Origin of the sequence: Roseateles oligotrophus, assembly GCF_025717515.1 — a bacterium.
Taxonomy (GTDB): domain Bacteria; phylum Pseudomonadota; class Gammaproteobacteria; order Burkholderiales; family Burkholderiaceae_C; genus Paucibacter_A; species Paucibacter_A oligotrophus.
The window spans coordinates 1-2506 of the sequence record NZ_JAJIRN010000022.1 but is presented as its reverse complement, the minus strand read 5'-3'; the positions used below and the strand labels follow the sequence as shown (position 1 = coordinate 2506).

Sequence of the window (2506 nt, the reverse complement as noted above, 5' to 3'; positions counted from 1 at the left end):
GTATCCGTCCGGCCAACCCGTCTTGAATACGCCCGTGCTGTTCAGGCAGGCAGCCCAGTCGGTCGCCACCGGTGAGGCAGCAACTCCTCGATGCGCTTTGCCGGCAAGGTCGGCAGGCGCTCCAACACATCCTTCAAATAGGCATAGGGCTCATGCCCATTCAGGCGCGCCGAATGCACCAAGCTCATGATGGCTGCGGCCCGTTTGCCCGCGCGCAATGAACCCGCGAAGAGCCAATTCTTGCGGCCAAGTGCGATGGGACGAATCTGGTTCTCGACCCAGTTGTTGTCGATAGGCAATTCGCCGTCGTCGATGTAGCGTGTGAGCGCGGTCCATCGGTTCAGGCTGTAATCGATGGCTCTGGCGGTGGCCGAGCCGTCGGGTACTTTTTGTCGCTGCTGTGTCAGCCACTGGTGCAGCGAGTCGGCCACCGGCTTGGAGCGCTCTTGGCGTTCAGCCTGGCGTTGCTCAGGGCTGTGCACCTGAACCTCGCGCTCCACGTCATAGAGCATGCCGATGAGCTTCAGCGCTTGCTCGCCTATCGCGCTCTGGTGGTGTACCCACAATTCGTGGAACTTGCGCCTCGCATGGGCCATGCAGCCCACCTCGGTCACGCCCATTGCATAGCAAGCCTTGTAGCCGCTGAAGTCATCGGTCACCAAGCGCCCTTGCCAGCCGGGCTTGGTGTCTCTGGTGTCGGTACTGTCGTCCGCATTGGGCAAGCCCAGGAAGCTGCGCACATGCTGGCCGCCACGGCTGTCGGCAAAATCGAAGACCACCGCCTGGGTGGCGTTGAAGCGCGTGGTGCAGTAACTCCACAGATAAGCGCGGTGTGTCTTACCATCCCTGAGGTTCGCGGGCTTGAGCATCGCCACCGGCGTCTCGTCAGCATGCAGCACGCCGTGGCTGAGCAACTCGGCGGCCAGCGCATCCACCAAAGGCTGCAATTGCGCGCCGCAATCGCCCACCCATTGCGCCAGCGTCGAGCGCGAGATCGCCAGTCCGGCACGCTCGAAGATGTGCTCCTGCCGGTACAGCGGCAAGTGGTCCAAGAACTTGGCCACCAGCACTTGCGCGAGCAGCCCGGCGGTGGGCAGGCCCTTGTCGATGATGTGCGCGGCCACCGGTGCTTGGATCAGCGTCTCGCATTGGCCGCAAACCCATTTGCCACGGATATGGCGCTCCACCGTGAACACACCGGGTTGGTAGTCCAACTTCTCGGCCACGTCTTGGCCGATGCGCTTTAACTGGCAACCGCAGCGGCATGTCGTGCTCTCGGGCTCATGCACGAACTCGCGGCGCGGCAGGTGATCAGGCAAGGGCTGGCGCTTTGGGGTTTGCTTGTCTTGCGCTGGCGCCTTGGCCGGCGCCAGAGCCTCGATCTCCTGGGCCAGCGCGGCCAGATCGGTGTCGATGGTCTCCTCCAGCAGGCTGCGCTGCTCGGCGTTGAAGCCTTCCGACTGGGCCGCAAACTTCAGCCGCTTGAGCACCGCCATCTCGTGCGTGAGCTTGTCGATGAGGGCTTGCTTGAAGGTGATGTCGTGGTTCTGGCGCTGAATGATCGCGTCCTTGGTCGCCATATCGCGCGTCAAGGCCAGCAGCATCTGACGCATCTGCTCAGGGTTCAGCGATTCGATAGAGGGTGCGGTCATCACAGAACAGATGATGCCGATGGCCTCGCCAATGCGCATCAGCACATCCCGCAATTGATGCGAGCAGCAGGTGTTGATCTACTTCCTAACTACAAAACCCTGATGACGCCGGCCTCACCGATGCGCTGCCACGGCAGACCCAACACCAAGGCATCAAGCTGGGCGCGCGTGAGGGCCAACGTATCGCCGTCCTGCGGCCAAACGAACTTGCCGACGTTTAAGCGCCGCGCCGCCAGCCATACCCCGATGCCGTCGTGCACCAGCACCTTCATCCGATTGGCGCGGCGGTTGGCGAACAAATAGGCGTGGTGCGGTCGCGCGGCACCGAAGACATGGACCACCCGCGCCAGCACGGCCTCAGAGCCGCCGCGCATGTCCATCGGCGCCGTGGCCAGCCACACGGCCTCGATAGGAATCATGCCCTGCATCAGCGCAACAACTCGCGCGACCAGGCCGCAAACTCGGTGGCTGCGGAGGTCGGCCAGGTGATGCTGATCGTCGTGTCACCGCGCCTCAGCTCAATGCGAATATCGGTCGGAGCAGCGGGCTTGGAGACGGCGCCAAGCGGCAGGGACAAGAAGCCGACCATCTTGGTCGGCACGGCCAGATGGCCTGCACGAGCCAGTTGCCGCCAGCCATGCACGATGTTGGCATTGATGCCGTGCGACATCGCCACCTTGGCCACTGAGGCGCCAGCTTCATCGCATTCGGCCACGACTCTGGCCTTGAGTTCGTCGCTGTAATGGCGCCGTTTAACCGTCTTGTCTGTTGTCATCATGTCCATCTATTGCTAAGTGGACATGATCCTTACAGACCGGATGGGCTGATTCAAGATGGGTTCGCCGGACGGATAC

At 62.5% G+C, this 2506-nt stretch carries 3 protein-coding genes; all 3 read right to left on the bottom strand.

What is annotated here, in order from left to right:
* Positions 1-41 precede the first annotated feature (41 nt).
* The 3 genes from tnpC to tnpA all read right to left on the bottom strand — a co-directional run bounded on the left by tnpC (position 42) and on the right by tnpA (position 2427).
* Positions 42-1652: an IS66 family transposase gene (gene tnpC / locus LNV07_RS25235; RefSeq protein ID WP_263573973.1), complete on the bottom strand. Its 1611-nt coding sequence runs from the start codon at positions 1650-1652 to the stop codon at positions 42-44.
* 89 nt (positions 1653-1741) lie between these two features.
* A complete protein-coding gene (gene tnpB / locus LNV07_RS25230) occupies positions 1742-2071 on the bottom strand; it encodes an IS66 family insertion sequence element accessory protein TnpB (protein WP_263573972.1) in 330 nt (109 codons plus the stop codon).
* A gap of 8 nt (positions 2072-2079) precedes the next feature.
* Positions 2080-2427 carry an IS66-like element accessory protein TnpA gene (gene tnpA / locus LNV07_RS25225; protein ID WP_263573971.1) on the bottom strand — a complete coding sequence of 116 codons (348 nt, stop codon included), beginning with the start codon at positions 2425-2427 and terminating at the stop codon, positions 2080-2082.
* Between the last annotated feature and the right edge of the window lie 79 nt (positions 2428-2506).